This window comes from Phenylobacterium sp., from assembly GCF_025351295.1.
Classification (GTDB): domain Bacteria; phylum Pseudomonadota; class Alphaproteobacteria; order Caulobacterales; family Caulobacteraceae; genus Phenylobacterium.
Map to the genome: position 1 here is coordinate 1 of NZ_JANXWD010000012.1, position 24,266 is coordinate 24,266.

At 70.9% G+C, this 24,266-nt stretch carries 19 protein-coding genes and 1 tRNA gene; 10 read left to right on the top strand and 10 right to left on the bottom strand.

Features of this window, described 5'->3' with window-relative positions:
• Positions 1-106: 106 nt before the first annotated feature.
• The 3 genes from Q0R13_RS01605 (at position 107) to ssb (ending at position 1,834) form a co-directional block, all read left to right on the top strand.
• Complete coding sequence (locus Q0R13_RS01605; RefSeq protein ID WP_293898465.1) at positions 107-808, top strand: hypothetical protein; 702 nt, start codon at positions 107-109, stop codon at positions 806-808.
• Between the two features lie 44 nt (positions 809-852).
• The gene (locus Q0R13_RS01610; protein WP_293898468.1) at positions 853-1,230 is read left to right on the top strand and encodes a hypothetical protein; all 378 of its coding nucleotides are present in this window, start codon (positions 853-855) and stop codon (positions 1,228-1,230) included.
• Between the two features lie 115 nt (positions 1,231-1,345).
• Complete coding sequence (gene ssb, locus Q0R13_RS01615; RefSeq protein ID WP_293898471.1) at positions 1,346-1,834, top strand: single-stranded DNA-binding protein; 489 nt, start codon at positions 1,346-1,348, stop codon at positions 1,832-1,834.
• A gap of 62 nt (positions 1,835-1,896) precedes the next feature.
• Here the strand turns inward: ssb and Q0R13_RS01620 are convergent, their stop codons facing one another.
• The 4 genes from Q0R13_RS01620 to Q0R13_RS01635 form a co-directional block, all read right to left on the bottom strand.
• The gene (locus Q0R13_RS01620; protein WP_293898474.1) at positions 1,897-2,697 is read right to left on the bottom strand and encodes a tryptophan 2,3-dioxygenase; all 801 of its coding nucleotides are present in this window, start codon (positions 2,695-2,697) and stop codon (positions 1,897-1,899) included.
• Positions 2,694-3,158 (bottom strand): DUF3617 family protein, encoded by a 465-nt coding sequence (locus tag Q0R13_RS01625; protein WP_293898477.1) that lies wholly within the window; start codon positions 3,156-3,158, stop codon positions 2,694-2,696. The genes Q0R13_RS01620 and Q0R13_RS01625 overlap by 4 nt, the downstream gene beginning before the upstream one ends.
• Positions 3,159-3,235: 77 nt before the next feature.
• Positions 3,236-4,321: a 2OG-Fe(II) oxygenase gene (locus Q0R13_RS01630; protein ID WP_293898480.1), complete on the bottom strand. Its 1,086-nt coding sequence runs from the start codon at positions 4,319-4,321 to the stop codon at positions 3,236-3,238.
• Positions 4,318-5,355: a 2OG-Fe(II) oxygenase gene (locus tag Q0R13_RS01635; protein WP_293898483.1), complete on the bottom strand. Its 1,038-nt coding sequence runs from the start codon at positions 5,353-5,355 to the stop codon at positions 4,318-4,320. The genes Q0R13_RS01630 and Q0R13_RS01635 overlap by 4 nt, the downstream gene beginning before the upstream one ends.
• A gap of 194 nt (positions 5,356-5,549) precedes the next feature.
• Between Q0R13_RS01635 and gyrA the strand changes: the two genes are divergently transcribed.
• The 4 genes from gyrA to Q0R13_RS01655 all read left to right on the top strand — a co-directional run bounded on the left by gyrA (position 5,550) and on the right by Q0R13_RS01655 (position 10,505).
• Positions 5,550-8,318: a DNA gyrase subunit A gene (gene gyrA / locus Q0R13_RS01640; protein ID WP_293898486.1), complete on the top strand. Its 2,769-nt coding sequence runs from the start codon at positions 5,550-5,552 to the stop codon at positions 8,316-8,318.
• Positions 8,319-8,610: 292 nt separating this feature from the next.
• The gene (gene coaD, locus Q0R13_RS01645) at positions 8,611-9,105 is read left to right on the top strand and encodes a pantetheine-phosphate adenylyltransferase (protein WP_293898489.1); all 495 of its coding nucleotides are present in this window, start codon (positions 8,611-8,613) and stop codon (positions 9,103-9,105) included.
• Between the two features lie 39 nt (positions 9,106-9,144).
• The gene (locus Q0R13_RS01650; protein WP_293898492.1) at positions 9,145-10,044 is read left to right on the top strand and encodes a peptidylprolyl isomerase; all 900 of its coding nucleotides are present in this window, start codon (positions 9,145-9,147) and stop codon (positions 10,042-10,044) included.
• Entirely contained in the window at positions 10,044-10,505 is a 462-nt protein-coding gene (locus Q0R13_RS01655; RefSeq protein WP_293898495.1) for a peptidylprolyl isomerase, read from the top strand. The genes Q0R13_RS01650 and Q0R13_RS01655 overlap by 1 nt, the downstream gene beginning before the upstream one ends.
• Positions 10,506-10,529: 24 nt before the next feature.
• On the opposite strand, the gene Q0R13_RS01660 is transcribed toward Q0R13_RS01655, so the two are convergent.
• A complete protein-coding gene (locus Q0R13_RS01660; protein ID WP_293898498.1) occupies positions 10,530-11,459 on the bottom strand; it encodes an endonuclease/exonuclease/phosphatase family protein in 930 nt (309 codons plus the stop codon).
• Between the two features lie 80 nt (positions 11,460-11,539).
• On the opposite strand from Q0R13_RS01660, the gene queA reads away from it, so the two are divergent.
• A complete protein-coding gene (gene queA, locus Q0R13_RS01665) occupies positions 11,540-12,616 on the top strand; it encodes a tRNA preQ1(34) S-adenosylmethionine ribosyltransferase-isomerase QueA (RefSeq protein WP_293898630.1) in 1,077 nt (358 codons plus the stop codon).
• Positions 12,616-13,746: a tRNA guanosine(34) transglycosylase Tgt gene (gene tgt, locus Q0R13_RS01670; RefSeq protein ID WP_293898501.1), complete on the top strand. Its 1,131-nt coding sequence runs from the start codon at positions 12,616-12,618 to the stop codon at positions 13,744-13,746. Before queA ends, tgt begins: the two co-directional genes overlap by 1 nt.
• Here tgt and Q0R13_RS01675 read toward each other — a convergent pair.
• Positions 13,658-14,419, bottom strand: coding sequence for a hypothetical protein (locus tag Q0R13_RS01675; RefSeq protein ID WP_293898504.1), 762 nt, complete (start codon positions 14,417-14,419; stop codon positions 13,658-13,660). The two genes, tgt and Q0R13_RS01675, sit on opposite strands and share 89 nt — an antisense overlap.
• A 129-nt stretch (positions 14,420-14,548) precedes the next feature.
• Here Q0R13_RS01675 and Q0R13_RS01680 point away from each other — a divergent pair.
• A tRNA-Lys gene (locus tag Q0R13_RS01680) sits at positions 14,549-14,623 on the top strand.
• 383 nt (positions 14,624-15,006) lie between these two features.
• Here the strand turns inward: Q0R13_RS01680 and Q0R13_RS01685 are convergent.
• From Q0R13_RS01685 to Q0R13_RS01700, 4 genes are all read right to left on the bottom strand, one after another.
• Complete coding sequence (locus tag Q0R13_RS01685; protein WP_293898507.1) at positions 15,007-15,471, bottom strand: hypothetical protein; 465 nt, start codon at positions 15,469-15,471, stop codon at positions 15,007-15,009.
• 100 nt (positions 15,472-15,571) lie between these two features.
• Positions 15,572-17,227 (bottom strand): glycosyltransferase family 4 protein, encoded by a 1,656-nt coding sequence (locus Q0R13_RS01690; protein WP_293898510.1) that lies wholly within the window; start codon positions 17,225-17,227, stop codon positions 15,572-15,574.
• Between the two features lie 22 nt (positions 17,228-17,249).
• Positions 17,250-20,411 (bottom strand): CHAT domain-containing protein, encoded by a 3,162-nt coding sequence (locus Q0R13_RS01695; RefSeq protein ID WP_293898513.1) that lies wholly within the window; start codon positions 20,409-20,411, stop codon positions 17,250-17,252.
• Positions 20,408-24,259, bottom strand: coding sequence for a filamentous hemagglutinin N-terminal domain-containing protein (locus Q0R13_RS01700; protein WP_293898516.1), 3,852 nt, complete (start codon positions 24,257-24,259; stop codon positions 20,408-20,410). Before Q0R13_RS01700 ends, Q0R13_RS01695 begins: the two co-directional genes overlap by 4 nt.
• Positions 24,260-24,266: the final 7 nt, after the last annotated feature.

Here is a 24,266-nt window from a genome sequence, read left to right on the forward strand (position 1 = left end):
TGGATCCGGTTTCGCCGCCCGACGCGCTCTAATTCAAAGAGTTAGAGCCTTTCTGGTTCAAGTGAGTCCACTTGAACCAGAAAGGCTCTAGGACTAGCGAGACCGCATGGAGACACCCCCCGAAGCCCCGGAGCCGGGACCGCGCCGTCGGCTGCCGCTGATCGCGGTGGGCGGCGTGGTGGCGCTGTTCGCTGGCCTGGGCATCGCCTGGGCGCTGGTCTCGGGCGACCGCGGCTCGAAAACCGCGCCTGCGGCCTCAGAAGCCGGGCTGGTCATCGACAGCAGCGGCGCCGGCGACGCCCGCATCGATCCGGGCAAACCCCTGCGCTGCTTCGTGCAGGGCCGGTTCGCCGGCGAGCTCAGCCTCCGCGAATGCGCCCGACGCAACGGCGTCGCCACCGACGCCCTGGACGTCGGCCTCGACCAGACCGGCGCCCTGGCCGCCGCCGACCAGGCCGGCCAGACCCTAACCCCGCTGCCGCCCGTGCAGGAACAGCCCCCCGCGCCCGAGGCGCTCGCCGCCGCGCCCGAGACGACGGAGCCCGCGCCGGCGCTGGCTGCCGGCGGCGGGGCGTGCTGGCGCCATGGGGGCGGGCGGTGGCGACGGCTGGCCGACATGGATCTCAACGCCTGCGTCCAGGCCCTGTTCGCCGGCCGCTGCGAGAAGCCGGGCGGGGCCACCTACGGTCGCTTCGGCCAGCAGACCCTGCGCCTGGTGACCGGCAAGGTTGAGGTCTCGGACGACAACAAGAGCTTCCGCACCCTGATCCTGCAGCCGGCGGACTGCAGCCTGCCGCCCACGGGCTAGAGGCGCCGGATGACGAGTGTGATTTGCGCTGCTAGGTTCGCACCATGACCGCCAAGACCGTTCTCGTCCTCGCCGCCGCCGCCCTGGCGCTTTGCGCCTGCACGAATAAGACCACCCCGCCGGGCGATGCGGGCATCTGCTACCACGTGGTCCCGCAGCGCGACGGCTCGCTCAAGTACAACAAGCTGGTCCAGGCCTCGAGCCTGGAGGTCTGCGCCGCCAACCTCGAGGCCATGCGGATCAAGTTCCTGAAGATGGGCGGCAATACCCAGGACATCTACGGCGCCTACCAGGCCAATTTCCTGTTCCTGGTGCGGGAAGGGGTGATGACCTCCACGTCGCTGGAGGGGCCGCGCTACGTGGCCCTGGTTCGCACCGGTGATGGCCGCCTCGCGATCCCGAGCGCCATGCCGCAGCAATGAGCTGTGGACGGCCGGGAACAAAGATAGAACATTGGCTTGTGATACTTGGGAGGGCGCGCTAGCTTGCGCCTTGGGCATCAGCCCGCTTCCTACGGAAACAACAGGCGAGATCGACATGGCGGGCAGCGTCAACAAGGTGATCCTGATCGGCAATCTCGGGGCCGATCCCGAAATCCGGTCTTTGGGCTCGGGCGACCGGGTCGCCAATCTCAGGATCGCCACCTCCGAAACCTGGCGCGACCGGACCTCCGGCGAGCGCAAGGAGAAGACCGAGTGGCACCGGGTCGTGGTGTTCAACGAGAACATCGTGAAGGTCTGCGAGAACTACCTGAAGAAGGGCGCGAAGGTCTATGTCGAGGGCTCGATCCAGACCCGCAAATGGGCCGACCAGTCGGGCGTGGAGAAGTTCTCCACCGAGATCGTGCTGCAGAAGTTCCGCGGCGAACTGACCATGCTGGACGGCCGCGGCGACGCCGAGCAGGGCCAGGGCGGCGGCTATGCCGGTGGCGGCGGCAACTTCTCCTCGGCGGGACCGCGCCAGTCGGCCGCCGCCGCGCCGCGCGAGGAATTCTCCCACGACCTGGACGACGAGATCCCGTTCTAGGCGGCGTTCGCCGATCCACCCCGGGATTACACCTGTGAGCAGGGGGGCGGGTCGTCGTCCCCCTAAAGCCGCGCCCGCACGCTCCACAGCTCCGGAAAACACCGCCGTTCGAGGGTGCGTTTCAGGTAGCTCGCGCCGTCGCTGCCGCCGGTGCCGCGCTTGCCGCCGATGATGCGCTCGACGGTCAGAACGTGCTTGTGCCGCCAGGTGAGCAGCGCGTCGTCCAGGTCCACCAGCTTCTCCGCCAGCTGGTAGAGCTCCCAGTAGCGCGGCGTGTCGCTGTAGACGGCGAGCCAGGCGTCCTCGACCGCGGTGGAGGGTTCGTACGGCTGGGTGACGTCGCGCGCCAGCACCTCGGCGGGCAGGTGCAGGCCGTGGGCGGCCATGCGGCAAAGGGCGTCGTCGTAGAGGCTGGGGGCTTCCAGGGCCGACTGCAGCTCGGCCAGCGCATGCGACCCCTCGTCCTGGAAGCTCAGGAAGGCGGCGTCCTTCAGGCCCAGCAGATATTCGAGGGTGCGGAACTGCCACGACTGGAAGCCGGAACTGGTCCCCAGCCCGCCGCGGAAGCTCAGGTAGTCGGCCGGCGTCATGGTGGCCAGCACGTCCCACGACTGGGTCATGATCGACTGGATGCGCGATACCCGCGCCAGGGCCTTGTACGCCCCCTCGACCTCGCCGGCGCGGATCAGCCGCTTGGCCAGCCGCACCTCGTGGATCACCTCCCGCAGCCACAGTTCCTTGGTCTGGTGGATAATGATGAACAGCAGCTCGTCGTGGCGGTCGGTGCGCGGGTGCTGGGCGCTCAGCAGTTCGTCCAGGCCCAGGTAGCCCGCGTAAGTCACCCGCTCCGGCGCGCCGCTCACTTTTCGGCCGCCGGGCTGGCAGGCGGCGTCGCAGGTGGCGTGTCGGGGGCGGGGCAGGCGTCGGCGATGCGGTGCGCCTCCGTGGTGGCGCGGCCCTGGATGTCGAGGCCGAAGAACTCGGTCGCCACGTCGGCGGTCAGCATGAAGCTGGTCGGGGTGTAGGTCCCGGCCCCCTTCACCGCGACCTTCTGGCCCTTCTTGCTGACGCAGACACCCTTCAGCGTGATCCGGCCGTCCGCAATCAGCTTGGTGGGATAGGTGCAGGCGTAGTGGCGGTTCGACGGCCCGGCCATGAACTTGTCCACGTCGGCAGGAGTGATGCAGCGGCGGTCCGTGGACGACTGCTTGATCGGTGACAGCAGCTTGTTGGTGGATTCCCAATAGCCCGGCTGGATCGGCGGGGCCGCCGCGGCGGGACAGGCGGCGGCCAGGACGAGGGCGAGGAGGGCGAGGCGTTTCATCGGCGGGCGGTCTCTGGGGCTGCTGTTCTGGGGGCTGATTTCGGCGTCACCGTGGCCTGCGCCGGATGAACCGGAGCTTAGCGGTTGTCGACCACCGCGCCGGGGCCGGCCATGAAGGCGCGGTTCTGCTCGCGGATCCGCTCGCCGGCCTCGTCGTAGAGGAACGGCAGGAAGGCGTAGCGGCGGCCTCGGGTCACCGGGCGCGCCTCGTGCTGCAGGCTGCAGCAGAACACCACCGCCCCGCCGGTCGGCGGTCGGTAGGTGCGCGGGCCGAACTCGGGAAAGCGCAGGTCGCCGCCCTCGAACTCCTCGGCGTTCAGGTTGATCGAGACGGCGAAGCGGCGGTGCGCGGTGCCCAGGGTCTCGTTGTCCCGGTGCGCCTGGAAGTAGCCACCCTCCACCGCGTCGTAGCAGGCGATCAGATAGCGCTCGATACGCGTGGCGCGGAACTGGAAGGTGCGCCCGATCATCGGCATCAGGCCGCGCTCCAGCCGGCCGATGACCTCGCGGCGCAGTTCGGGCTCGGCGATCTGGAGGTCGCGGCGGCGTTTCATGTTGTCGAGCACGCCCACGGTCCTGCCGTCCACGTCGCGCATGACACCGGAGACCGCGCCGCCGCGGGCCTCGTAATAGTCGATCAGCCGGCGGCAGAACTCGGGCTCGAACACCCGCGGCAGGATCAGCACCGGCGCCACCATCGGCAGGCCGCCGTGCGCCCCGACCGGTGGCAGCTGGCCCAGGCTCGCAAACAGGTCCGCCGGGGACTCGATCGGCGTCCGGGCCAGCAGCCGCAGCGACGGGTCGAACAGCAGCCAGGCCGGGTCCGCCTCGCCGGACCGATACTTCGGCCCCACCGCGTTCGCGGGATCGAAGAACCAGCGCTGGCCAGGGATCAGGTCGAGCGTGGTCTCGCGGGCGTCGGGCTCGGTCGCCATGAAGACGGCGGTCAGCTGCACGTCGTCGAACAGCGCCCGCACCGTCGCGAACGCGGCCAGCGCGGCGGCGCGACGCACGGGGTCGCGGGGCATGAAGGCCAGCAGCACATAGCGTCCCGCGAGGGTGGAGAAGTGAAACCGGGCGTTGGTGCGGCTCGCGGTGGCGAATTCCGGCGCGAACTCGCCGGGCGCGAGCGGCGGCAGGGCCCAGCGGCCCGACTCGGTCATGATCGGGCGGGCTCCAGCTTGGCGACCCGGGCCCGGTAGGCGGCCAGCAGGCTGGCGCCGGCGTCGTCATAGAAGAACGGCAGGAAGGCGTAGCGGCGCCCGGCGGCGATCCGCGTCGCCTCGTGCATGAGGCCGCAGGAGAACACGATCGCCCCGCCCGCCGGCGGCCGGTAGGTGGCCGGGCCATACTCGGCGAAGCGCAGGTCGCCGCCCTCGAAGTCGTCGTTGAGGTTCAGCGAGCAGGCGAAGCGCCGGTGCGCGGTGCCCTGGGTGGTGTTGTCCCGGTGGGCGTGGAACACCCCGCCGTCGGCCGCGTCGTAGCAGCTCACCAGCAGACGTTCGGTATGGGTGACCGTGAACCCCAGGGCCTGGCGCACCAGGGGGAACAGGCGGCGTTCCAGACGCTCGCGGATCGCCTCCTGCAACTCCGGCGCCTCGACCAGGATGTCCCGGCGCTTCTTCAGCTCGTCCATCACCGCGACGGTGCGCGGGCCGTCGTCGCGCATGACGCCGGTGAAGCGGCCGCCGTCGGCCTGGTGCAGCTCGATCAGGGCGCGGCACAGCTCGGGCTCGAAGATCCGGGGCGCGATCAGCACCGGCGCGTGGAGCGGCACGCCGGCGTGTCCGGCCGGGGCGGGCAGGGCGGCCAGCTGGGCGAAGATCGCCTCAGCGTCTTCGATCGGCGCGCTGGTCAGGACGCGCAGCGTCGGATCCAGCACCAGCCAGTGCGGCTCCGGGCCGTACCGGTCGCTGATCGCCCCGCTGCGGTCGAACATCCAGCGCAGGCCGCGCAGATCCTGCAGGCCCTGGGCGCCGGCGGCCTCGCGCAGGATGACGAAGGCGCTGGCCTGGACGTCGTCGAACAGCCGCTGGTTGGCCGCCAGCGCCTTCAGCGCCGCCACCCGCGGCGCGGGCTCGGTCGGCAGGAACAGCAGCAGGACGTAGCGCCCGCCGGCGGTGTCGAAGACGAAGTCGGTGCTGGAGGGCGTCGGCGCGCTGAAAAACGGAGCCGGTTGGCCGAGAGGAAGCGGCATGGCGCCAAACTAGAGCGTCGCGGCCCGCCGGTCACCTGCGCAGGCGGGGCCAGACCATGCACAGCCTCGCGCATGTGCGAGCGCGCTCACGCGTGCGCATGTGCGTGTACGCGCACGAGGTGGCGTACGCCCCTTCCGGGTGCTATTCGAAGTTTCCATCTAACCAGTCCGATTCGAACGGCGATTTCCCTCCCTTGACCGACGACACCACGACCCCACCCGAAGACGGGCGCGGGGGCATCGCCCCTGTCGCCATCGAAGACGAGCTGAAGCGCTCGTATCTCGACTACGCCATGAGCGTGATCGTCAGCCGCGCGCTGCCGGACGTTCGCGACGGGCTCAAGCCCGTGCACCGGCGGATCCTGTTCTCGATGGGCGAGAACAACCACACGCCGGATCGTTCGTACGTAAAGTCCGCGCGCATCGTCGGCGACGTGATGGGCAAGTACCACCCGCACGGCGACGTCGCGATCTACGACACCCTGGTGCGCATGGCGCAGCCGTTCTCGATGAGCCTGCTGCTGATCGACGGGCAAGGCAACTTTGGCTCGGTGGACAACGATCCGCCGGCCGCCATGCGCTACACCGAGAGCCGCATGACCCGGGCCGCGATGGCGATCCTGGCAGACCTCGACAAGGACACCGTCGACTTCAAGGACAACTACGACGGCTCCGAGAGCGAGCCGGTGGTGCTGCCGTCGCGCATCCCGAATCTCCTGGTCAATGGGGCGGGCGGCATCGCGGTCGGCATGGCCACCAACATCCCGCCGCATAACCTTGGCGAGATCGTCGACGCCTGCCTGGCCTATGTGGACGACCCGGACGTCAGCCTCGACACCCTGCTGGACATCGTGCCGGGCCCCGACTTTCCCACCGGCGGCCAGATCATCGGCCGCACCGGCGCACGCCAGGCGCTGATGACCGGCCGCGGCTCGGTGATCATGCGCGGCGAGGCCTCTGTCGAGGAGATCCGCAAGGATCGCGAGGCGATCATCATCACCTCGATCCCGTACCAGCTGAACAAGGCGGGCCTGGTCGAACGGATCGCCGAACTCGTCCGCGAGAAGCGGATCGAGGGCATCTCGGACCTGCGCGACGAGAGCGACCGCCAGGGCATGCGGATCGTCATCGAGATGAAGCGCGACGCCTCGCCCGACGTGCTGCTGAACCAGCTCTACCGGTTCACGCCGCTGCAGAGCTCGTTCGGCGTCAACATGCTGGCCCTGAACCGCGGCCGGCCCATCCAGATGGGCCTGCGCGAGATGATCACCGCCTTCGTGGACTTCCGCGAGGAGGTGGTGGTCCGCCGCACCAAGTTCGAACTCTCCAAGGCCCGCGACCGCGGCCACGTGCTGGTCGGCCTGGCGATCGCCGTGGCCAATATCGACGAGTTTATCCACATCATCCGCTCGTCCAAGGACCCCACCGAGGCTCGCGAGCGCATCGTGGCCAAGGACTGGCCGGCGGGCGACATGCTGCCCCTGGTCGAGCTGATCGCCGACCCGCGCACCCTGGTGATCGACGGCGCGGACGGCCGGCTGATCCGGCTGACCGACGAGCAGGCCAGGGCGATCCTGGCCCTGACCCTTTCGCGCCTCACCGGCCTGGGCCGCGACGAGATCTTCGCCGAGGCCCAGACCCTGGCCGGCTCCATCCAGGGCTACCTGGACATCCTGGCCTCCCGCGAGCGGGTCATGGCCATCGTTCGCGAGGAGCTGGTCGAGGTCCGCGCCAACTTCGCCGTTCCGCGCCGCACCGAGATCGTCGAGGGCGACGCCGACGTCGAGGACGAGGACCTGATCGCCCGCGAGGACATGGTCATCACCGTGACCCACGGCGGCTATGTGAAGCGCACGCCGCTCAGCATCTACCGGACCCAGCACCGGGGCGGGAAGGGCCGCTCGGGCATGGCGACCAAGGAGGAGGACGCCGTCACCCGGGTGTTCTCCGCCAACACCCACACGCCGATGCTGTTCTTCTCCTCGGGCGGCAAGGCCTATCAGCTGAAGGTGTGGCGCCTGCCGGTCGGCACGCCCACCTCGCGCGGCAAGGCCTTCGTCAACCTGCTGCCCATCGAGCCCGGCGAAAGCATCACCTCGATCCTGCCGCTGCCCGAGGACGAGGCGACCTGGGACCAGTACGACGTCATGTTCTCCACCCGCTCCGGCGGCGTGCGGCGCAACAAGCTCAGCGACTTCATCGGCATCAAGCGCAATGGCAAGATCGCCATGAAGCTCGATGAGGGCGACAGCATCGTCGGCGTCGCCGTTTGCAACGCTCAGGTCAACGACGTCCTGCTCACCACCGCGCTCGGCCGCTGTATCCGCTTCAGGGTCGAGGACGTCCGTGTGTTCGCCGGCCGCGACTCGACCGGCGTGCGCGGCATCCGCCTTGGCGACGGCGACAGCGTCATCTCCATGGCCATCCTGCGCGCGGTCCCGGCGACGCCGGCCGAACGCGCGGCTTATGTGAAACAATCGAACGCCAATCGCCGCGCCACGACCGGCGAGGCCGATGAAGTCGAGGACGTCGCGGCGCCGGACGACGAGGACGTATCGGGCGACGAGGCCCTGTCGCTGGACCGGTTCGCCGAGCTGGGCGCGGCCGAGGAGGTCATCCTCACGGTCTCCACCGAAGGCTATGGCAAGCGGACCTCGGCCTATGAATTCCGTCGCACGGGCCGCGGGGGGCAGGGCCTCCTGGCCCAGGATCTTACCAAGCGCGGCGGCCGTCTGGCCGCGTCGTTCCCCGTGGACGAGTTCGACCAGATCCTGCTGGTCACCGACCAGGGCCAGTTGATCCGCACGCCCGTCAGCCAGGTGCGGATGGTTGGCCGCAACACGTCGGGCGTGATCGTCTTCCGCACGGCCGAGAACGAGCACGTGGTCTCGGTCGAACGCCTCGCCGACGCCGGTGAGGACGACGAGGCGGAGGGGCCGGAAGCCCCAGCGCCGGAAGCCTAGCGGCGATTGTTCCGCCCCCTTTGGAGGAGGTGGCGCGAAGCGCCGGAGGGGGTCCTCCACGATGGCGCTGCCGAAGACTTCGCGGCGCCTCTGGGGTAGATGAGTAGAGTTCTGAGCGGACCCCCTCAGTCAGCTTCGCTGACAGCTCCCCCAACGGGGGAGCAATTGCCGCGGCTCGCTAAAGCTAGGTTCCGCGCCGGGGCGCCTGAATTCGGCGGACGGCGATTTTCCCCTTGCCAGACGCCTGCCGTGCGGCGAAAGGGCGAGAGGTTGTGTTGGGGACCTCCAGGGCATGCATCGCGTCGGCTTCTATCCAGGCACGTTCGACCCGATCCACAACGGCCACACCGATGTCATCGCCCGCGCCGTCAAGCTGGTGGACCGGCTGGTGATCGGCGTGGCGATCAATGTCGGCAAGGGGCCGCTGTTCAGCCTCGAGGAGCGGGTCGACATCGTCGAGGAGGCTGTCGCGCCGCTCCGCAGCAAGGCGGAGATCGTCGTTCAGCCTTACGAGGGCCTGACCATGCACTTCGCCCGCAGCGTCGGGGCCACGGTGATCGTGCGCGGCTTGCGGAGGATTTCCGACTTCGAGTTCGAGTTCCAGATGACCGCCATGAACCAGCAGCTCGACCGCGAGATCGAGACGGTGTTCTTCATGGCCGATCCGCGTCACCTGGCCATCGCCTCGGTCCTGGTGAAGGAGATCGCGCAGTTGGGCGGGGAGATCGGCAGCTTCGTCAGTCCGGCGATCAGGGCCCGGCTGCTGGAGAAGGTCGGACGCGGCTGAGCCCTGGCGGAGCCCGCGGCGGCCCGCTAGGAGGACCCCATGAAGACCAGAACCGCCCTGTTCGCGGCCGCCATCGCCGCGGTTGCCGTTTCCGCGATGTCCGTCTCCGCCGGCGCCGCGCCCAAGCCCGCGTCCGCGACTGCCAAGCCGGCCGCCGCCCCGGCCAAGCCCTCAGGCCCCACGGCCGCCGACTGGCGCACGCCCAACCCCGACGACATCCTGGTTATCGACACCAACAAGGGCCGGATCATCGTCGAGATGGTCCCCGAGATCGCGCCGGAATTTACCGGGCGGATGCGAGAACTGGCGCGAGAGCACTTCTTCGACGGCCAGACCTTCTTCCGGGTCATCGAGGATTTCATGGACCAGACGGGCGACCCCGAGAACCGCGGCACCGGCGGCTCGACCAAGCCCAATGTGAAGGCCGAATTCCTGTTCCGCCGTGGGCCCGATTCGCCCTTCGTGCTGGCGGTGGACCAGAGCGTCGCCGAGGTGGGCTTCATCAAGTCCGTGGCGGTAACCACCCAGTCGATGATGCTTGCGCCCATGACCAAGGATGGGAAGGTCTCGGGCTATGCGCTCTACTGCCTGGGCGTGGGCGGCGCGGCGCGCGGCGACGAGGAGAACTCCGCCAACAGCCAGTTCTTCCTGATGCGGGCCAATTTCCCGAAGCTGGAGCGCAAATATACCGCATGGGGCCGGGTGATCGCGGGCCAGAGCGTGGTGACCGCCATCAAGACCGGCGAACCGCCGCCGGACCCGCAGGACCGGATGCTGACCCTGCGCGTTCTCAGCGACATGCCCGAAAAGGACCGCCCGAAGATCCGCGTGATCGATCCGGCCGGCAAATGGTTCAAGGCCGAGATCGCCCGGGCGCAGGCCGCCGGCGGGGCGAACTTCACGGCCTGCGACGTGAACATTCCAGTTGAGGTGAAGTGATGGACGACGAAAACACCCTGGTCATGACGCTCGAAGGTGGGCCGGTGACAATCAAGCTGCGGCCCGACCTGGCGCCCCAGCACGTGGCGCGGATCAAGGAGCTGGCGCGGGAGGGGTTCTACGACGGCGTCGTCTTCCACCGCGTCATCCCGGGCTTCATGGCCCAGGGCGGCGACCCGACCGGCAGCGGCATGGGCGGCTCGAAAAAGCCCAACCTGAAGGCCGAATTCTCCAAGGCGGCGCATACCAAGGGCGTCTGCTCGATGGCCCGCAGCGCCAGCCCGGACTCGGCCAACAGCCAGTTCTTCATCTGCAACGACGACGCCCGCTTCCTCGACGGCCAGTACACCGTCTGGGGCGAAGTGACCGAGGGCATGGAGCATGTCGAGGCCCTGCCGGTCGGCGAGCCGCCGCGCAGCCCCGGCAAGATCGTCTCGATGAAGGTGGCGGCCGACGCGTGAGGCTGTCCTGAGCCGGCGCGCCGCTCAGCGTGGCGCGACGGGGGCCAGCACGATCACCAGCGGATAGTGGTCGGAGCCCAGATTCGGGCCGCGGGTCAGGCTGACCACCCGCCAACCGGGTCCGGCGTAGATGTGGTCGATGGGCAGGACCGGCAGCGGCCAGTCCCAGCGGCCCAGCCGCGCGGGATAACTCCACAGCGCCCGGTCGCGCCGGGCCAGGCCCAGGGCCCGGTCGGTGCGGCGCAGGGTGAACGACCAGGGTGTCGTGTTGAGGTCGCCGGTCAGGATCATCCGCCGGCGCGGGATCTGCGCGGTCAGGCGGGCGAGGTCGGCGTGCTGGCCCTGGAAGAACCGCCCGTTCGGCCAGTCCAGGTGGGTGGTGATCACCTCGTACGGCCCGCTCGCGCTGGCGAAGGTGGCGCTGAGATAGGTGAACGCGGTCGGCCCCAGCGGCGGGCGGCGCATGCCGATGCGCTTGGCGCGGCTGAAGATCATCACGTGCTCGTGGGCGCCGGCGACGGACCACCCCGTGCGCCTGAGCAGCAGGTCGCGCAGGTCGTGGCGGGCTTCCTGCAGGGTGACGATGTCCGGGTTCTGGGCGATCAGCCAGTCGGCCACGCGACCGATGTCGGCATTGCGCTTGTAGGCGTTGAACTGGATCACCTTGAGCTGGCCTGGGGCCGAGGCGGGCGCGGCCGGTTCGGCGGGGCGCAGGTACTCCGGCGCCAGCAGGGCGGCGCTGGCCCCAAGGCCGACCATTGCGAGCACGAGCGCGGCGCGGCGCGGCCGGCCTCCGAGGCCGGCGGCCAGCAGGGCGGCGATCGCCAGCCCTGCATAGATCGGCGCGAAATGCGTGAGCATGTCCAGCAGCGGGCTGAACCGGCCGCCCTGCGCCAGCATCCCGCCGACCGCGGCGAGGGCGCCCGCGGCCAGGGCCGCGTACCGCAAGAGCACCGATAACACCTGCCGCAAGACCTGCTCGGCCCCCTGAACCTTGACGCGGCCGGTCCCGCATGCGCTTCACCTCGCCCTTCATGAAGCTTGCCGACTTCGATTTCCACCTTCCGGAGGACCGGATAGCGCTGCGGCCCGCCAGCCCGCGGGATTCCGCACGCCTGCTGCTGGTCGCGCCGGGGGCCGCGCTGCGCGATGTGGCGGTCAGCGACCTGCCGGGCCAGTTGCGGGCCGGCGACGTGCTGGTGGTCAACGACACCCGGGTGATCCCGGCGCGGCTGACCGGCCGGCGGCTGCGCGGCGAGAGCCGGATCGCCGTCGAGGCGACCCTGCACCGCCAACTCGCCGGCCACCTCTGGACCGCCTTCATGCGCCCGGGCAAGAAACTGGCGGTGGGCGACCGGATCGCGTTCGGCGAGCGCGACGACCGTGCCTGCATGCTGGGCGCCCTTGACGCCACGGTGCGCGCCAAGGGCGAGGGCGGCGAGGTGACCCTGGCCTTCGACCTGGGCGGCCCGGACCTGACGGCCGCCATCGCCGAGCGGGGCGTAATGCCTTTGCCGCCCTACATCGCCGCCAAGCGGGCGCAGGACGACCGGGACCGGGCCGACTACCAGACGGTCTACGCCGACGAGGACGGCTCGGTGGCCGCGCCGACCGCCGGCCTGCACTTCACGTCGCAGCTGCTGGCGCGCCTGGAGGCCATGGGCGTCGCCGTCGAACGGGTCACCCTGCACGTGGGCGCGGGCACCTTCCTGCCGGTGAAGACCGAGGACCTCGCCCAGCACCGCATGCATGCGGAATGGGGCGAGGTGGACGCCGCGACCGCCCAGCGCCTGAACGCCGCCCGCGCCGCCGGCGGCCGGCTGGTCTGCGTCGGCACCACCTCACTGCGCCTGCTGGAGAGCGCGGCCGATGCGGACGGTCAGATCCAGGCCTTCAGCGCCGAGACGGCGATCTTCATCACCCCCGGCTATCGGTTCCGGGCCGTGGACGGGCTGATGACCAATTTCCACCTGCCGAAGTCGACCCTGTTCATGCTGGTCTGCGCCTTCGCGGGCCAGGCGGCCATGCACGCGGCCTACGCCCACGCCATCGCCACCGGCTACCGGTTCTATTCCTACGGCGACGCCAGCCTGCTGTGGCGGGCCGCCTGATGGGCGCCTTCCCGTTCCAGGTGGCGGCCACCGATGGCAAGGCGCGGACCGGCGTCCTGGCCACCCCGCGCGGCGAGATCCGCACGCCGGCCTTCATGCCGGTTGGCACGGCCGGCACGGTCAAGGCGCTGACGGTGGAGCAGGTGGCAGACACCGGCGCAGACATCCTGCTGGGCAACACCTACCACCTGATGCTGCGGCCGACCGCGGAGCGGGTGCGCCGGCTGGGCGGCCTGCACCGGTTCATGCGCTGGGAGAAGCCGATCCTGACCGACAGCGGCGGCTTCCAGGTGATGTCGCTGTCGAAGATCGCCAAGGTCACCGAGGAGAGCGTCACCTTCCAGAGCCACCTGGACGGCAGCCGCCATGTGCTGACCCCGGAGCGATCCATCGAGATCCAGGCCGACCTGCTGGGCTCCGACATCGTCATGCAGCTGGACGAACTGGTGGCGCTGCCGGTCGCCGAGGACCGCGCCGCCGAGGCGATGCGGCGGTCGGCCCGATGGGGACAGCGTTCGAAGAACGCGTTCGGCGAACGTGATAGCCAAGATTTGTTCGGCATCCAGCAGGGCGGCCTGTCGGAACCGCTGCGCCGCGAATCCGCCGAACGGCTGATCGAGATCGGCTTCGACGGCTATGCGCTGGGCGGGCTGGCGGTAGGCGAGGGGCATCAGGCTATGTGTGAGGTGCTGGACTTCGCGCCCGCCCTGCTGCCGGCCGAGCGGCCGCGCTATCTGATGGGGGTCGGCAAGCCCATCGACATCGTCGAGGCGGTGTTCCGCGGCGTCGACATGTTCGACTGCGTGCTGCCGACCCGCTCGGGCCGCCACGGCCAGGCCTGGACCTGGGAGGGGTCGGTCAACCTGAAGAACGCCCGCTTCGCCGACGACGACAGCCCGCTGGACCCCGCCAGCCACGTCTCGGCCAGCCGCGACTATTCCAAGGCCTACCTGCATCACCTGGTGAAGTCGGGCGAGATCCTGGGCCAGGTGCTGCTCTCCTGGCACAACCTGGCCTTCTTCCAGGCCCTGATGGCCGAACTCAGGGCCGCGATTTCCCAGGGCCGGCTGGAGGGCTTCCGCCGCTCGTTTGTGGCTCGTCAGGCTCGCGGGTCGGAAACTTCGGCTTGAACGCCGGCCGCTGGCTGTCGACGATCGGCGCCGCGCCGGACCGCTCATGCGAGGGCGTGCCGGGCGGCGAGCAACCCTTGGCCTCGCCCAGGCCCTTCAGATAGCCGCGGCGCACGTTGCCGGCGATGATCGCCGACTGCACCAGGTTGTCGTGGCTCTCGGCCCCGGACAGCTTGCGCACCACACCGCGGAACGGAATCGCGCTGGCGGCGATGTCGCCGGCCACGCCCAAAGCGGTCGACCGGCCGCGATCCATCAGGTTCTCGTCACCCGCCGGAAGGGTGTCGATGTCCTGTCCCAGGGCCTCGTTGAGCGGTCGGATCAGGGCGACGAGAGTCGGGCATTTCCACTTGGGCGGCGGCCGGTCGTAGGGATTGGCCAGCGCCTGCAGCAGGATGTCGGGAATCCTGGTCTTGGACACGTTCAGGTCGCGCAGCGGCGTGGTGGCCGCGCCCTGGACGCTCCCCTGCTTCACATCGTCGGAGGTCTTCATCTGCTCGGTTGGCGCTACCGGCGGCGGCTCGGGCGCTGGCGCAGGCCTGGCCGGAGCGGCCCTGGCCGACGCCTTGGGCGCGGTGCTGGTCTGGCCGGCGGCGCCGGTGGCGAGTGCGGCGACCAGGGCGCTGGCGAGGGTCAGGCGAAGGACGCCGGGGTGGCGGATGAGCTGGGGCATGCGTCACCATAACCCCAGACGTCGCGCTGTTAAGAGCCCGGCGGCGAATGCGGCTTCCACTTTGCCGTTTCGCCCTCTAGGTTCCGCGCCGCTTCACCCGGGCGTCCGTTTCTTGGACACCCGCGTCGGGGGCCGGTAGCTCAGTGGTAGAGCATCCGACTTTTAATCGGATGGTCGTGAGTTCGAACCTCACCCGGCCTACCAGCCTTCGCTGACTTCGCCAGCGATGGCTGCCGCGCCGTAGCCCGTGGGGCGAAGGCGGGGGGCGCGACGCCGGCACCCGGCGCCCAGCCTTGATCTAGAGCCCGGTCCACTCAAGTGGCGGCTCCGGTCGATTCACCCGGCAGCATAGTGCAATTGCATCATGCCGCCGCCAGCGCCCGCCGCTACGGATCGATACCAATCAGGCGATGTACGCCGGGGACTGTTCATGCGTTCGGATGTGCTTCGCGAGGCCCATCACTTGGACCTCTAGAGATCGGATACCAACGTTTCCTTCGCAAGCCTCAAACCGCCAGGTTCACCGCGCACGGAAAAGGCCGGCGAGGTGTCCCACCGGCCGGTTCGGTTCCGGGTCTGTCGCGCCGTCAGTTGGTCTGCGGCGGCGCGCCGGTCTTGGCCAGGTAGGCTTCGAGGGCGGCGCGGGCCACCGTCTTGCAGCCGCTGGTTTCGGCGACCTGGACGATGTCGTCGAGGGTCACCAGGGCTTCCACGGCGGGGCAGATGCCGCCGCGGCGGGCTCCGAAGGTGCGGCCCTCGGGCGGCGGCTGGACCAGGGCCCGCAGGGTCTCGAAACGCGCGGTGTCCGCGCTGGCGAGCTTGGCGCCGGGCACCGTCACGCCGGCCGCGGCGCCACGCAGCGTGGTGATTTCGCCGGAGGCGCGCATCAGGGTGACGCTCTGGCCGGCGCCGAGTGGCACCTTGGTCCCGGCGTCGTAGGCCTGGCCGCGCTTGATGCTCGGATCGGTTGAGTTCACGACAATGTAGTCGCTGGCCAGCGCCGCCCCGCCAAAGGCGAGAGACAGAGCGAGGCCGAGAATTGTCTTACGCATTCAGTTAACCCCCGTAGGTCGTCTTAGCTTGGTGGTGCGCAGTCCCGCTGAATAGCACATGGGGGCCCTGAACGATACCTGAACGAGCGAATTGTCGATGCTAGCTACGCGCGGATATGTCGCGCAGACGCAGGACGCCGAACTTCGCCAGCCACAGGATTCCGCGTTCCACGAACGGCCGTCGTTCCGGCGGGAAGCCCTCCAGCAGCAGGGCGACGGGGCACGGGCCGGCCGTCAGCGCGGCCAGCAGGAATTCCACCTCGTCCAGTTCCGGCAGCCGCGCGGCGAGGTTCCAGACCGAGGGGCGGCCGATGATCTCCGCCGCCTCGCCGGGGGCGAACGGGCGGGCCAGGGCGACCAGCTCGGCGCCGGTCAGCGGTCCGGTCGGATAGGCGGCGAACATCCGGAACGGGTCGAGGCGGAAGGGGTTGTCGAGCGGCGGCTGTTCCGGCGCGGCCTTGCGCCGGCGTTCCAGCTCGGCCCACAGCGCCTGGTACTGCGGGATGATCACCCGCCAGTCGAACACCTGGCGCGCGCGGGCCCGACCGGCCTCGCCCATGCGGCGGCGCAGATCCGGGTCGGCGAACAGGGTGGCCAGGGCCTCGGCGGCGTCGCCCACGTCGACCGCGGTGAAGAGGGCCGCCGATCCGGCATAGGTCTCGTAGTTCGTGAGCCGGTGGGCGTAGGCATAGGCTAGGTCCGAGCCCAGCCCCGGCCGGGGCGTCAGCGTGCGGATGCGAAACCCGTCGACCCCGTGGCGAACGGTGTCGCGATAGCCGTCCCAGTCGCTGACCACGCAGGGCAGGCCGGCCGCCATGGCCTCCAGCGGGGTCAGGCCGAAGGTCTCCTGGATATTGTCGGACAGCGACAAGAAGACGTCGGCCGCCGAGACGATCTCGTCGCGCACCGCGGCGGAGGTGTCGTCGACCCGGCGGATCTGGACGTCTTCGCAGAAGGCCGCGGCGGCGGCCTGGAACGCCGCCTCCTCCTCCGGCCGGCGAGCCCCGCCGAACATGATCCAGTAGACCTGCTGGCCCAGCTTGCGGCTGGCGTCCTGCAGGGCCAGGCCCATCGGGCCGGGGTGCATCTTGGTGCCGACGCTGAAGCGGCCCAGGTGCAGGGCGACCGGCGCGTCCTGCGGAATGCCCAGCTGCTCGCGCCAGCGCCGGCGCGCGTCCGGGTCCAGCCGGAAGTCGTCGGCGTGGACGCCCAGCGGGATGGTCACCAGCTGGGCCGGCGGAATACGGCTGGCCCCGAACCGCACCTGCAGGTAGTCCGCGACGCCGTCCAGCAGGGTCTCTACCGCCTTGCGCCCGGGCTCGGAGGTGCAGATCAGCGCGTCCCAGGGCTCCAGCGGCGCCAGCAGCAGGCCGGAGATCTCGTCGAGGATATAGGTCTCGGCGATGGTGTGGGTGACGCCGGTCAGGGAATAGGCCGTGCCGCCGGACGCCCGCCGCGCCCAGGCTTCCTGGCGCAGCTCAGGGGTCGGGATGTAGAGCGCCCCGGCCTCGGCCAGGCGGTGTCGGTCGCCGCGGCCCAGCCACTCGACCGGCCGCGATGGGGGCCCCAGACGTTCGAGCAGGGCGTCCAGCTCGCCGCGATCCTGGTCGTGCACGTTCCAGAGGTGGAAGCGGTCGACGTCGGCGTACTTCAGGAACCCGCGCAGGAAGCCTTCGCCGGCGGAATTGCGGCCCATCGGACGCGCGATGGCGGCGTCATACGGCTCGGTGTTCAGCTGGATCGCGGCATTCGCCATGGGCGTGTCGCGAGGCCGGCGTTCAGCGATCGGCCGTGCGCGCCGACCCGCCGGGCAGCGGGGCCGCGCCGTCGCCGACGATGGTGAAGGGCGCCCAGAAATAGGGGTGCGAGTACTGCTCGGTCGCCTGCAGCGCCGCCTGGGATTTCTGCAGCGCCTCGGCCTTGCTGGGCGATCCGGCGGAGAACATGCCGGTCATCAGCCGCACCGTGGCCACCGAGTCCACCGACCAGTGCGAGACGATCAGCGAGCGGCCGCCGGCGTAGATCACCGCCCGGGTCAGGCCGCCGAGGGCCTCGCCGCCGCCCTGCAGGCCGGTGGCCGAGGCGTCGTCGCCGCCGGCCCCGCCGGTGTCGCAGGCCGAGAGCACGACCAGGTCGGCGTCGAGCTTCAGGTCGAGGATCTCGCTGGAGTCCAGCAGGCCGTCGCTGTCGCCGGTCCCCAGCGAGGTCATCAGCGCCGGCTGCGGCAGGCAGGCCGACGGCTGCGGCAAGAGGCCGTGGGTGGCGAAGTAGATGACCTTGTAGTCGGAGAGGTCGGTGCGCGCCTTGACGGTGTCGTCGGTGAAGGCCTTGCCGGTGACGATCTGCTCGCCCTGGCCGGAGCCGATGCTGGCGCCGACCTGGCGCACCTCGTCGGCCGTGTCGGGCAGCGCCGGCATCTCCAGCAGCGCCAGGCGGGTGTTTTCGCAGACGTTGGTGACGTCGCGACTGCTGCGGATGCTGACCGAGCGCTTGACCACCGAGGCATAGGCGTTGGGGTCGCTCTTGGCGGGGGTCGAGGGGTCGGCGAAGGCCAGGAAGTTCTGCCGGGCCTTGGAGGGCGCGAAGGCCCGCGACTGCATGAAGCTGGCCGCCGAGAGCACCAGGGCCGAGTCGGTCCGGGCGCCGAGCCAGGCCACCTTGCGATAGTCCGGGTCCTTGCCGGCCGGGGTGACCGCCAGCAGGGCCGACGGGTCGGCGGTGACGAAGGTCGCCACCGGCAGGGCGATCAGCCCGCCGTCCGGCTCGTAGACCAGGTGCCGGGCGCCGGCCATCTCCCCGGCGATCGGGCCGAACAGCTGCTGGAACAGGGCGTAGGACCGGGCCAGGTCGAACGGCGGCAGGCTGTCCTCGTTCTCGAACGGCGCGCGCAGGGCGTTCACCTGCACCGCCGCGGCGCCGCGGTTGAGGTCGATGGCGTAGGCCTTGGCGCCGCCCGGCGAGACCATGACCCCATAGGCCCGCGTCGAGAGCAGGAGGATCTTCACGTAGATCTCGTCCTTGCGCAGCGCCTTCTGCAGGTCGCCGATCGAGGCCTGCGACGAGACCAGTTGGGAATAGCGCGGGTTGGCGGCCAGCAGCTGGCTTTCCAGGGTATCGGACTGGCCCTGCAGGCTCTTCAGCCGGGCCTCCAGGTCGGCGCGCTCCTGGCCGACGTAGGCGTTGGTCGCCTGCAGGTTGGCGGCCTGGGCCTCGGCGGCGCGCAGCTCGCGGCGGGTGTCGTCCAGGGCGCGGACCAGGCCGGTGACGGCGCTGTCGCCGGAGGCCACGCGGGCGGCCAGCTTGGAGACCGTCTGGGCGGTGGCGTTGGAGACCACGCTCTCGGCGGCGCTGAAGAAGCGGGCGCGATAGGCGTCGGCCTTGGCCGGCTCGCTGGCGATGCGGGCCAGCAGCAGGTCGAAGTAGGGGGCCGCGTCGTCGGCCGAGGCGCCCAGGGCGCCGCGCTGCGACTGGAACAGGTCGAAGGCCCGCTGGTAGGTGGCCAGGGCCGCGTCGTCCTGCTTGGCCGCCACCTGGGCGTGGCCCAGGTCCAGCAGCAGGCCGGCCTCGGCGGCGGTGCCGGCGTGGCGCAGGCGGATGGTCTTCACGGCGTTGGCGTAGCGGCCGACGGCCGCGGCGGCCTGGCCCGACTCCAGCTCGATCTGCCCGAGGTCGGCCTCGATGCGCGCGCGCAGCCAGACATTGAGGGCGCCGTCGCCCTCGGCCGCGGTCAGCATGCGGCCGGCGCGGTTCAGGGCGTCGCGGGCCCCGGCGGTCTCGCCCTGGGCGGCCAGGGACGAGCCCACGACCTCCAGGGCCTGGGCGTCCTGCACGGCCAGGCGGTCGGCCAGCGAGACCTTGCTGCCGCCCATCACGTCGCGGCCGGCGGCGCGGGTGTTGAGCGCCGCGGAGAGGTCGCCGCCGATGGCGAGGTCGCCGTTGCTGGCCTGGCTGACATTGGCGCCGCCGCCGGCCCCGGTCATGCCGCGGGCCTGGCGGACCTGGTCGCTGGCCCGCAGCGCCGACTGGGCGGCGGTCACCGCCTCGGCGAAGCGGCCGGCGTTGCGCAGGTGGAGCGCGCGATAGGTGCGCGCCTGGGCGGTCAGGAAGGGATCGTTGGCGGCATCGACCTGGACGTCGGCGTCGCGGAACAGGCGGTCGGCCTCGGCGAAGCGGCCGTTGTTGGAGACGTTCAGCGCCAGGTTCAGCAGCGCCTCGCCCATCTCGGCCGGCGGCGCGTGGCGGGCCTCGGCGTCGGAGACCAGGGCCTGGAAGTCGGTCTCGGCCTGTTCGAAGCGCCACTCGTTGTTCTGGACGTAGGCGCGGGCCCGCAGCCGCGCGGGGTCGGCGGCGGCGGCGGCCTGGGCGCGGGCGAGGCCCCCGGTGGACCCGCCGAAGTCGGCGGCGATCTCGGCGCTGGCGGCGGAGGTCTGGACCTGCGACGCGGCGGGCGGCTTCGCGGCGCCCGACACCACCTTGAGGCCAGTCTCCAGCACATCGGCGATCTGCGCCGCGCCCTCAGCCGCGTAGAAGCCGCCGCCCTTGCGCGCGTCGTAGGCGAGATAGGGGGCCTTGCCGCCGGCGCTGTGGCAGGTGCGGCGGGTCACGCCGCCCAGGCCGGCGACGGTGGCGGCCTTGGTGTCGGCGCAGTCAGCGCGGGCGGTGAGGGCGGTCTGCCAGGCGGAGGAGTCGGCGGCCTTCTCGATGGCGTAGAGGCGCCCGAGGCTGCCCTCCCAGCCGCGGCAGCGGATGGCCCAGGCGCGGCGGCCGGCGGCCTGGACGACCGGATCGTCATAGTCGCGCACCGCCTGGCAGACCGCGCCCGAGGCGGCGCTGCTGCCCAGGGGGATCAAGTCGGCGCGGGTCTGGGCGGCGGCGGCCTGCGGCAGGGCGCCGAGCAGGACTGCGCCCACGACGCCGAGGAAGAGGCTCTTGAGCGTCATTTGTCCTGCCTGCGCTTGCGCCAGATCTCTTCGCTGCCGGTCCCGGTGACGACGGGGTCGAGGACGATCTCCTCAGGGTCTGCCGCAGCCACCGCCAGCAGCACCGGCGGGCTGGTCACGATATCGGGCGAGACCTGGGCCTGGCCGGCTTCCGCCGAGCTCTCCGAGGCGGAGGAGGACTGGGAGCCCCGGGCGCCGGGGGGCGACGGGCCAAGCGCGTCGCGGGCAGCCAGGATGCCGGCGTTGGTCTGCGACACCAGGGGGTCGGCGGACCCGCCGCCGCCGCCGCCGCCCGCGCTGCTGCCGCCGCCGCCGATGGCGACCGTGCAGTTGGACGTACCGACGTCGCAGCTGTTGAACTTGTACCGGGCGTCCGCGGGCTTGGGGGCCGGCGCGCCGGTGGCGTCCACCACCACGAAGGTGATCGCGCCGCCCGCCGCGGCGCTGCCCAGCACCTTGCCGTCCGGGCCGGACAACGCGCCCCATAGCTCCAGCACCCTGGGCGGGTCGATGACGAGGGCCGGGTTGGACTTGCCGGTGAAGAACACCCCGACCGTCGCCCCGCTGCCGAGCGGGGCGGTGTTCTGCTGCACCACCTTGTTGTCGGCGGAGACCTCCAGCCGGCCGGCCGAGACGAACACCCTGGAGGCCTCGCCGGCGATCGGCGCCACGCCGGCCGGCTTGCCCGACGCGGTGTCGATGTCGCCCACCGCCGTGGCCTGGATCAGGCCGATGAACCGCGCCGAGCCCAGCAGGATGTCATTGCGGGCCGCGAGGTGGACCTCGTCGAAGGCGCGGACGTCGGTGTAGGACGCGCCGGCATAGGTCGCCGCGCCCAGGCCGCCAGTGACCAGGATCGAGCCCGGCCGCCAGGTCAGGTCGGTGGCGTCGCCGATCCTGAGGATCCCGCCGCTGGCGGTCGGGGCGGCGACGCCCTGGACCAGGGCGTTGTTGGCGGGGCCCACCAGGAAGGCGATGGACGGCGTGTTGGCGGGGGTCACCGTCAGGCTCTGCAGCGTCAGGTCGCCGCGTGCGGTCCCGGTGGTGGACCCGGCATAGATCTTCACCGTCCCCGCGACCCGCAGCTGGCCGAAGTCGTTGCTGTCCAGGACCAGCCCGCCGCCGGCGCCGCCGGCCGCGCCACCGACCCGGATGGCCCCGGTCTTGGACTCGATGGCGGCGTTGGCGGCCGTGGCCAGGCCGGTCAGGTCCAGGTCGCCCGCCACGATCCGCAGGGTTCCGACCGCCGTGGTCTGGCCCAGCACCGCCGTGCCGGCTACGTCCACCGTCAGGTTGCGGCCCGCGCTGAGCGGCGTGGTCGAGGTGAAGTTGCCGAGCGAGGTGATGGAAAGATCTCGCGTCACCGGGCCGATCGACGAGCCCAGCGACAGCGTCGAGCCCTGCACGATCAGGTCGCGGCCGGCCTTGAAGCTGGCGGTGACCACCCCGCCGGCGGTGGCCTTCAGGGTCAGGTCGTCGCTGGCGGTCACGCTGCCGGCGGTGACCGTGGAGCCGCTCAGCAGGATCGAGCCGGCGTCGGCCCGGACGTCGCCGACCTTCAACGCCCCGCCGGCGCTGATCGAGATGTTGCGGGTGGCGACCAGGGGCGCGGTGAGGGTCAGGTCGCCCGCGGTGGTGGCGAAGGTCAGGTCGCGACCGGCCGTGAGGGTGTCCAGCCTGGCGCTCGGCGCCCTCAGCGTCGCATCGCGCGCGCCGATCACCGAGAAGCCGCCCGGCAGGTCCTTGGCCACGTCGACGATCGCGTCGCGGCCGGCCTTCACCTGGATCGCGGTCGAGCCGGTGACCGCGCCGGTCCCCAGGCCCAGCCTGGCGTCGAGATCGACGGATTCCACGCGCACCACGCGGCCGTTGCCAGAGACGTCGGGGTTGCCGTCGAAGTCGACGCTGACGCCGTCCGCGCCCGCGCCGGTCAAGGTGGCCGAGCCCAGGGAGGCCGTCCCGTGGGTGGCCAGCACAAAGACGTCGTCGCCCGCGGTCGCCGAGCCGACGATGGCGTCGCCGTTCAGCCCGATCACATAGACGTCGCCGCTGCTGGTGGCCGTGCCGATCCGGACGCTGTCGGCCTTGGCCAGCAGGCGCGGGGCGGTGACCGTGCCGATGTCCAGGGCGCCGCCGCGCAGGTCGGCCGTGACGCCGGCGGTCACCGTGTCGATCTTGGCGGCGGCCAGGTTGAGGGTGACATTCTGGGCCGCGGTCAGGGTGACCAGCCCGGCCACCGCCGAGGTCCCGTCGCCCAGCACGATGTCGCGTCCGGCGCTGACGGTCAGCTTCTGCGGCGCGGAGATCGCGTCGATCTTCACGTCGCCAAGCGTGCTGGTGACCAGGCCGTTCTTGCTAACCCCCACGCCGGCCAGGGCGACGTCGCCGTCGGTCGCTGTGACGCTGAGGCCGCCGGCCGCGATCAGGCTGTTGCCGCTGACGTCCGGCCCGGTGACCGAGATGTCGCGGTTGGCGACGATGCGGCCCAGCTCGATGCTGGCGGTCGCCCCGATCCTGGCGTCGCGGCCCAGGGTGATGCTGGAGATGGAAGAGGGATTGAACAGGCTGGCGAGGGAGCCGGTAATGTCGACGCCCAAGGGGGCGCAAGAATTCAAACTGCACGGGTCCGGCGGCGGGCCACAACCGTTGGGATCCGTGCAGGCGTCAACCGGCGGCGGCGGGTTGGCGTCCTCGTCGAGGGTCGGCGGGTCCTTGGTCTCGTCCAGCGGCCGGAACCACGGGCGGGCGTAGATGTGGCCGACGTTGCGGATCTGCAGATCCCGCAGGGCGGTGGCCTTGTTCAGGTAGATGTCGGTGGGCGCGGCGTCGATCAGGGTGGGGCCCGGCGCGCGGTTCAGGATGCCGCCGCCCCCCGACAGCACGATGTCGCCGCCGTCCGCCGTCGCCCCCTGGGCGGTGATCATGCCTTCCAGGTTGATGACCGCGCTGCCGATCGCCGACTTGGAGACCGCCGCGACGAAGACGCTGTTGGCCTTGGTGTCGCCGGCCAGGTCGGCCGCGACGCTGTCCTCGCTGCCGCCGCTGGCGTCGGGGACGATGAAGTCCACCAGGTCGAAGTCGCCGCCGGCCCCGGGCGCCAGGCGGATCTGGAAGGTCTTGGCCGAGCCATAGAGCACGCTGCCGCCGCCGTCGGCGGTCACGGTGGCGTTGGCGCGGGTGACGATGCCGGGGCCGGCGAAGGCCACAAGGCCGCCGTGGCCGTTCACCTGGCCGCCGGTCAGCACATAGAGCCGCGACCCGGGCAGGGCGTCGGAGCCGGAGAACGAGAACAGGGTGTTGGCCGGGTTGAGGAATCCCGCGACGTACGGCGTGCCGATCGCCGCCAGGATGCCGCCGGCGTCGACCTGCGCGCCGCGGCCGAAGACGATGCTGTTCTGGGACACGAACCAGATATTGCCGCCGAACACGCCGCCGACCTTGCCGGTGACGATCCCCTCGATCTTCGACGGCGCCAGCCCGACGATCTTGTTGAGGACGATCCAGCTGCGGGCGTCGAAGGTGAAGTTGACGCTCGCCTCCGTCCCGACGTTGAAGGTGGTCCAGCTCAGCACCGTGCGCGGCGCGTGCAGGGCGACGTCCAGCTGGCCGGTGGCGGCGGTGATGACCGGCAGCCCGCCGCCGGCGTTGACCTCGGCCAGCCCGCCCATCGGCAGGGTCAAGGTCGATGTGGCGGGCGGCATCGGGTCGGTCGGCGGCCTGGACTGGGCCTGGGCGGCGGAGGGCAGCAGCGCCTGCAGGCCATAGAGCGCGCCGCACAGGGCGGTCCGCGACAGGAAGCGTTGCCGAGCGGTCCCGGGGCCTGGATGGGTACGGGTAAGCTTATCCATGGGTACT